Source organism: Lapidilactobacillus luobeiensis (genome assembly GCF_024345205.1).
Taxonomy (GTDB): domain Bacteria; phylum Bacillota; class Bacilli; order Lactobacillales; family Lactobacillaceae; genus Lapidilactobacillus; species Lapidilactobacillus luobeiensis.
In genome coordinates, this window is record NZ_BROC01000047.1 from 1 (window position 1) to 7308 (window position 7308).

Here is a 7308-nt window from a genome sequence, read left to right on the forward strand (position 1 = left end):
AAGAGAAAAACTGCTAAAACCGTTAATTAATCAAGGTTTTAGCAGTCTTTCATTGTTACGTGTTTCGGGAATCCAGGCCTCAAATAAATTACGGAAGTAAGCTATCGTTCTCACCACTAGCAATCCAATCTTTTTGTCGGAAATATTGAACTTCCCTTCATTTCTTGATCCCCATCAATTATTCCCGCCGCGATTCGCGGTAGACTTGGTTCATCAAGTTAAGGAATAACAGTGATGGGGTGTTTTTTATGAAGTTTCAGATGTTTGTACAGAAGCATAGTAAGCAGATTACGTGGACGCTGGGCGGGTTGATCGCGGCGGCGTTGGTGAGTCAGTATTTGTTGCATTGGCTGATTTTGGCGGATGTGTTGATGGCGATCGGTGGGGTGATTGGCGCGGTGCCGATCATGATCCACGCTTATCAGGCGCTGCGGGTCAAGGTGGTCAGTATTGAATTGTTGGTCAGCGTGGCGGTGATCGGGGCCTTTGTGATTGGTGAATATAATGAGGCCGCGGTGGTCACCTTCCTATTTCTCTTCGGGGAGATTTTGGAGCAGCGGACTTTGGACAAGACGCGGGCGTCAATCAAGTCGTTGACGGAAATGACACCAACGACGGCGCTGGTGGTGCAAGCTAACGGCGATGTGGCCGAAGTCGATGTGGATGATGTGGATGTGGACGACGAGGTTTTGGTCAAAACCGGCGCGACGATCCCCGTTGATGGGGTGGTTGTGGCCGGGACCGGTTACGCGGATGAAGCGGCGGTCACTGGCGAGTCTCGCGCGGTCAAAAAATCGCAAAATGACCAGGTCTTCTCGGGAACCATGTTGAGCGATGGCTATTTGCACGTGAAGGCGACCAAAGTGGGCGATGACACGACTTTCGCGAAAATCATCGAGTTGGTTGAGGACGCGCAGGACACGAAATCCCACGCGGAGAAATTCATTGATCGTTTTTCGAAATACTACACGCCGGCTGTTTTGGTGATTGCCTTCGTGGTGTGGCTGATCTCCCGGGATTTCCGGCTGGCGATCACAGTTTTGGTGCTGGGTTGCCCTGGCGCTTTGGTCATCGGCGCGCCCGTGTCCAACGTGGCTGGGATCGGCAATGGCGCCAAGCGGGGCATCTTGATCAAGGGTGGCGAGGCGATGGATACCTTCGCCCACGTGGATACCTTCGTTTTCGACAAGACAGGCACACTGACTACGGGGAAAACCGCCGTTTCCGCGGTGAAAACTTATGATGTGGACCAAGCGACCTTGCTGGGCTTAGCGGCGAAAGTGGAAACTTTATCCGATCATCCTTTAGGCCGGGCCGTCGTAGCGGAAGCCCAAGCGGACCAGGTGGACTTGGCCAGCTTAGCGATCAGCGCCAACCAAACGATCAAGGGTCAAGGCATCAGCGCCATCGTTGCTGGCAAAAAAGTTTTGGTCGGCAATGGCAAATTGATGGCGGCGAACCAGGTGCTTTTATCGGCGGCGGCGCAAGCGGACTTGACGGCTTTGCAACAAACCGGTAGCTCGACGATGATCGTGGCCATCGATGGTGTTGTCGCTGGCTTGATCGGCGTTTCCGATATTATCCGGCCAGAAGTCGCGGCGCAATTAGCGGCCTTGAAAGCGGCGGGCGCCAAGCATTTAGTCATGTTGACGGGCGACAATCAGGTCACGGCGGACTATGTGGCGCGGCAGTTGGGGATCGATGAGGTCCACGCTGAACTTTTGCCAGACGAGAAGGTCAAATTCGTCAAACAATTTCAGGAGCAAGGGCGTAAAGTGGCCTTTGTCGGCGATGGCATCAACGACAGCCCATCGCTGGCCACGGCGGATATTGGCATCGCCATGGGCAGCGGCACCGATGTCGCCATCGAAACGTCAGATGTCGTTTTGATGAATTCCAGTTTTGAAGCGCTGGTCCACGCGTTCCGCTTGGCGAAGAAAACCGTCCTGAACACCAAAGAGAACGTCTTTATCGCCATTGCGGTGGTCGCGTTCCTGCTGTTAGGGCTGATCGCCGGCTTCATCTACATGGCCAGCGGCATGTTCGTTCACGAAGCCAGCATCCTGGTCGTCATCTTCAACGCCATGCGCCTGTTGAACTTCGGCGGCAAGCGCCATCCCAGCCAACCCACCACGACAAAAAGTGGCAAGTTGGTCGAAGAGTGAGTGATTAGCGTTAGGGAAATGCAAGGTCAGCAGACTGGCAAAAGGTTCTCGTGACCAGCCAGCTTCACTAAAGAATTGGTTCAAAAGCGTCTAGAATTAGTTGTCACTCTCGAATTTTGAGAGTGATTTTTTTAATTGCGAGTGCGAACCGCAACGGGTTGACTTGAAGCATCAGCATAGCGATGGCTTCGGAAGCCGCATTTTGCTTCTGAGACGATAACGTAGCTAAGCGCAGAAGTCAGTTGGGTGGGATGAGCTTTTTATTGTAGCGCCTGCACGTGATTTCGAAGCAAAAGGGCGTCAGGTTGGCGTCAGGGGGGATAAAATTATCGGCATTATCCGGCATTTCGGTAACGCACGCATTATCTTTTTATGTTTATTTCCGAAAGTTCTCGCAACTTGACGGCGGTCAATTTTTTATTCGCCGCCAGCGCCTATACTAGGGTCATCAGTTAAAGAAAGGATGTTTTAAAAATGGCAGTCAATCAAAAGGTTACCTTACAATTAGATGCACTAACTTGCCCCTCATGTTTAACTAAAATCGAAGGTGGCGTCAAGGCGTTGCCAGGCGTCGACTCAGTCAAAGTGTTGTTCAATGCCGGCAAAGTCAAGGCGGAGATCGACAACACGCAGGTCAGCGCTGATGATCTGAAAAATACCGTTACGAAGTTGGGCTATGAGGTTGAGCAGGTCAAAGTTAAAGATCTTTAGGCTGAGAGTTGCTTGATTGCAGGTTCTAGTGGGGGTTGCTAGGCAGAATTGAGCTTATCTGCAATTGACACGAAGGATTTAACGAAGTGCTTTCGCAAGATTGAGGTCAAACAATTGCCCTCGTTTGGGGTGGTACGGCAATGCCAACGGATTCGGATTAGTTGGTTCGTACAGTTTGCATTGATTGAACATCCTTACCTGTCCCCTAAACAATCCTTGAGTGGCGACCGACCGGTTCGGTTGATTCACCGAGAACTAGGTTCGTTCATCAGACAAACTGTACCGGTGTCGCCAATTTAAAGCTTGTAACCACTAACCACGGCTGTCAATTGCGTGGTTCCTCATCAAATGACCAAACCCTTTTTTCAATAGTTAACAAGATCAACCAAAAATCACGGAGGTAAACATCATGACAAATCCAGAAATCGAAGCAAAGTACCAAGCAGAGTTGAAACAGGCCGACATCGACCACCACAAGCCCACGGCCGGAGCGATGATCGGACACATCGTCGCCAATATGTGGTATTTCGACGTGAAGTTGCATCAAGCACTCTGGTTCGTTAAAGGACCACAAGCCTTGCAACTTCAAGGTTTTTACCGGGAACTGATTGCCGAGAATCGCCAGCAATTGGACGAGTTAGGCGAGCTGCTCTTGGATGAGAATCAATTGCCGCCAGCAACCGTGGCGGAATACACCCAGTACACCAAAATGAGCGAAGACGCCCGGCTGAAATATGTGAGCGCGGCGGAATTGGTCGCGGAAACGGCGCAGGACTACACCACAGCCAATCTGTTCATTGACCGAGCAATTATTTTGGCGCAGCGGGAGAACCGCCCGGCGTTGGCCGCTTTCATGACTAGCTTGCGCGGAGCTAATAATCGGCGGACGCGGCAGTTACAAGCGCTCCTGGGCAAAACAGCTTGGGAAGGCTTGGTCGAAGAAGACGACGATGAGGATGATGACTAGGCTAAACCACGGTTTTCATTAGTTTTCGGCGCAGACTGATTGTTGAGAAAATGAGCGTCATCACCACTTTCCTCCCCCTTAAATGGTGGTTGGCGCCGAAGATTTTCCAACAATCAGGACAGAACTTCCTCAATTTTCAAATCATTTCCCCCAAGAATGATTTCCTCCTGAAAAACAGTTGATCCCGTTGATCAACTGTTTTTTTGTTGGCCTTGGCTTTGGAAATTGTCGCAGGGCAGTTATTCAATCGCGCCGAAAATTCCGGGGAAAACACAAAAAACTCCCTCTCAGGACCGCCCGGCGTTGATTATTTGCTGGTCGACCTAAGAAGGAGGTTTGCCTTTCTATTTAAATGGGCTACGCCCGACAGACTGCTGTGCTTAGCTACGCGATGGCTCTGGAAACAAAGTCCGGCTCCCAAATAATTGCTAGACCAATGCACAGGAACTCCCCGGCTTGATTCGTCAAGTACTAGGTCTGTTCATCAGACAGACAGTACCGGTGTCACCAATTTGAAGCTGGTGACCACTAACCACGCACGTCAACTGCGTGGATCTACATAAATTAGCCATGTCTTGTCAGTCGGTGTGAGTGCTCAACCGACTATGATAACGTTGAGCGGCTGGAGCGGAGAGAATTGGGGTGAGATCGCCGTGAAATTGGTCTTGGTGGCTATGCCACTTAGACCAAGGATCAGCTTTGAGATTCGCGAGTTTTGCGAAGCTCAAAGTGACGCCCACAGCGAGCTCGCCCCGATTCTCGCAGCGCAAGCAGCGGACATTATAGCCCCAGCGACCTGCGTTTAACCCTGATGCTGTGGGAGTTCGCCCTGACCACCCATGGCGGCGGTCAATTCTTCGATCCGTTCAACGGGGAATGGTGGGTTTCCCAACGGTTTCAAGGCGACGGCCATGAGTTTCATAGGATTATCATCGGCGGCGCAGCGATTGGAGCTTAGTTTGCCGCAGCGTTTACAGCGATGGATAATCGCCCATTCACCGCTTTTGCGGACCCAAACGCCGATCGGTTCCATAATACCACCACAGTTGGCGGCGCGGTCGCCGGGCTCGTCATCCACGTGCAGGCTGGCCAAGCAGTTGTAACAATGATTGCGGTGGTCGCTGCCGGCTCCTTGTTCGACGTTGAGCCGGCCACAGACTTTACAAGCGAAGCTATCATGGCAGGGATTGTTGCGATAATAGCCTTTAGCGTACATTTTTCGTTTATTTTCTCGATTCAAAGTTCTTTTCCTCCTGAAAGTGATCTAAGGGGTTTTCAGGGAGGCTTGCAGCGGTCAGTCGGGACAAACCTCCCCCGCGACGACGGTCACAATTGGAATTGTTGTTAACATGCACATTTCTCCATTTCTTAGTTCATGAATTTACTTTACCATGAAAATATCCTGAAAACACCCGCGTAAACGACCTAGAATTGTTCTGGCGAATCCATGGCGAACAAAAACCGTTGTAGCTGTTGACCACAACGGTTGTATTTATTCATTTTTTTTACAGTTAGCCAGGATCTTGTAGATTGTTTTCGTCGCTAAATAATATTCCGCCGCCAAGGATTTGACAGAGGTTCCACGGCAATAACGTTGGTAGATCGCTTGATTGCGCTGATCCAGCAATTGTCGTGTTTGCTTATTCGCGCCCCAAGCCTGGCGGTGCTCGTCTTTACGGGGAATGTAAAGATATTCACCGTCGGTATATTCTTGGATCGCTGCGATCAAGTGTTCAGGTAAGATCCGGGTTGCGTTTTGGTAGTCCAAAATCGGCGCCTCCTAATTCGATGATGCTTTAGGATCACGTTAGACTATCCGGTTTCGCTAGCTTTAGATTTAGTGATCGTGATAGCCTAAGCGTGGCACGATTCCGATTCAAAGTAAGTTTTAGTCATGGGAGGTTCAGTTCCTTTCTAGATGTTTTCAGGGTCGATTGGATCGGTGTGGAAAAGTTTCAAGTTAGTGGCGCTTTTTCACACGTTTACGCAGGTCTTTGACGGCGCCGCGGCTGCCAAACATCCGATTGAGTTTCTCGTTTTCTAATTGGCGACTGTTGAGGCCGTCGTAAGCCATTTCGTGTTGGAGTTTCTGGTAGCTGGCCCAACGCTCGGGCGCCAGTTCGCCGCTGGCCAGCGCGGCTTGAACGGCGCAACCGGGCTCACTTTGGTGTTGGCAGTCGTTGAATTTACATTGCGTTGCCAGCGTGGCGATGTCGGTGAAGGTTCGGTCCAAGTCGCCGGTGTAGATCTGTAATTCCCGCATGCCTGGGGTGTCGATCACCAAACCGCCGTCGGGGAGCAGGAAAAGTTCCCGGTGGGTGGTGGTGTGGCGGCCTTTCGCGTCGTCGGCACGGATTGCCTTGGTGGCTAATTTGTCTTGGCCCAGCAACCGATTGATCAAGGTGGATTTGCCGACGCCGGAGGAACCGATGAAGGCGCCGGTGGTTCCCGCCGACAAAGCTTGCTGGATTTCTGAAAAGCCTTGACCGTTTTCAGAAGAACAGGTGATAATGTCCACGCCAATACTGATAGCGGCGACTTGAGCAATCTTATCGGCTAGATCGTCACAAAGATCGGCCTTGGTCAGGACCACAACGGGCTGGGCTTGACTGTCCCAAGCAATCGTTAAGTAGCGCTCCAACCGGCGCAAATTGAAATCGGCATTCAGCGACATGCAAATGAAGATCTGGTCAATATTGGCGGCGATCATCTGTCCTTTGCTTTCATTGCCGGCTGCTTGTCGCGCTAAAGCGCTGGTTCGCGGCAAAATTTGTTGAATGATGGCGTTGCCGTGCTGGTCATCGGCGCGATCCAGCAGCACCCAATCGCCGACTGCGGGAAAGTCAGTCGGATCAGTGGCTTGAAAGACCAGCTTACCGCTGACTTCGGCGGCCGCTTCCCCATGTGCTGTCAGCACCCGATATTGTTGGCGTTGTTGTCCGCTGATCCGCGCGATGAAAAGGTCGGGGAAATTTTCAGCGGCTTGTTGAAAATGAGTGGTTAAGCCATAGTCAGTTAAGTTAAGGGACATTGTTTTTTGTAATTCCTTTCTAGTTTGTCAGTTTGTCTAATTTTTTTGAAGTTTTTCGCCCGGAAATTCCCTGCCGCCAGTCCACCGCAGTTGTCATTTTGAGTAAAAGAAAAGAGACTGGTCGCCAAACTAGCTCAACAGTCTCTTTAAATGAGAAGTTGGCGGCGGCGTTTTCGCGAAAGTTTGCGGGCAAAACAAAATAAACGGGTTGTGTTCCGTTCTTTCGTTATGCGTACTTTAGCGAATCGCCGACATCCAACATTCTTCTTTCTCGTGTATTTGCTACTAGATTAGCACAAACCGCCGTCGCTGGCAATGAGAATGTTCGTCGTGTATGTGTCAAGTTTTTCTCGGTTCTCTTTATTTGAGCTACTCATTGTTAGTTTAGTTCAGGTCGTTCAACGCCCGTGCGAAGCGACCAAATGATGTTCCAG

At 50.8% G+C, this 7308-nt stretch carries 6 protein-coding genes; 3 read left to right on the top strand and 3 right to left on the bottom strand.

All coding sequences use genetic code 11. The features are described 5' to 3' along the window. Nucleotides 1–248 precede the first annotated feature (248 nt). The 3 genes from OCU21_RS11020 (at nt 249) to OCU21_RS11030 (ending at nt 3843) form a co-directional block, all read left to right on the top strand. Nucleotides 249–2165 carry a heavy metal translocating P-type ATPase gene (locus OCU21_RS11020; protein WP_261807456.1) on the top strand — a complete coding sequence of 639 codons (1917 nt, stop codon included), beginning with the start codon at nt 249–251 and terminating at the stop codon, nt 2163–2165. A 474-nt stretch (nt 2166–2639) separates the two neighbouring features. Continuing rightward, nucleotides 2640–2876, top strand: a complete 237-nt coding sequence (locus OCU21_RS11025; protein ID WP_125599419.1) for a heavy-metal-associated domain-containing protein — start codon at nt 2640–2642, stop codon at nt 2874–2876. Between the two features lie 409 nt (nt 2877–3285). Then, nucleotides 3286–3843 (top strand): ferritin-like domain-containing protein, encoded by a 558-nt coding sequence (locus tag OCU21_RS11030; RefSeq protein ID WP_125599422.1) that lies wholly within the window; start codon nt 3286–3288, stop codon nt 3841–3843. 802 nt (nt 3844–4645) lie between these two features. Here the strand turns inward: OCU21_RS11030 and OCU21_RS11035 are convergent. The 3 genes from OCU21_RS11035 to rsgA form a co-directional block, all read right to left on the bottom strand. Then, nucleotides 4646–5083 carry an RNHCP domain-containing protein gene (locus tag OCU21_RS11035; RefSeq protein ID WP_125599428.1) on the bottom strand — a complete coding sequence of 146 codons (438 nt, stop codon included), beginning with the start codon at nt 5081–5083 and terminating at the stop codon, nt 4646–4648. Between the two features lie 252 nt (nt 5084–5335). Further along, complete coding sequence (locus tag OCU21_RS11040; protein ID WP_125599431.1) at nt 5336–5611, bottom strand: CD3324 family protein; 276 nt, start codon at nt 5609–5611, stop codon at nt 5336–5338. 192 nt (nt 5612–5803) lie between these two features. After that, nucleotides 5804–6874 (bottom strand): ribosome small subunit-dependent GTPase A, encoded by a 1071-nt coding sequence (rsgA, locus tag OCU21_RS11045; protein WP_125599434.1) that lies wholly within the window; start codon nt 6872–6874, stop codon nt 5804–5806. Between the last annotated feature and the right edge of the window lie 434 nt (nt 6875–7308).

What these genes read in the sequence shown, in the direction of transcription:
- OCU21_RS11020 (WP_261807456.1), top strand. Translation starts at nt 249, where the DNA reads ATGAAGTTTCAGATGTTTGTACAGAAGCATAGTAAGCAGATTACGTGG.
- OCU21_RS11025 (WP_125599419.1), top strand. Translation starts at nt 2,640, where the DNA reads ATGGCAGTCAATCAAAAGGTTACCTTACAATTAGATGCACTAACTTGC.
- OCU21_RS11030 (WP_125599422.1), top strand. Translation starts at nt 3,286, where the DNA reads ATGACAAATCCAGAAATCGAAGCAAAGTACCAAGCAGAGTTGAAACAG.
- rsgA (WP_125599434.1), bottom strand. Translation starts at nt 6,874, where the DNA reads ATGTCCCTTAACTTAACTGACTATGGCTTAACCACTCATTTTCAACAA.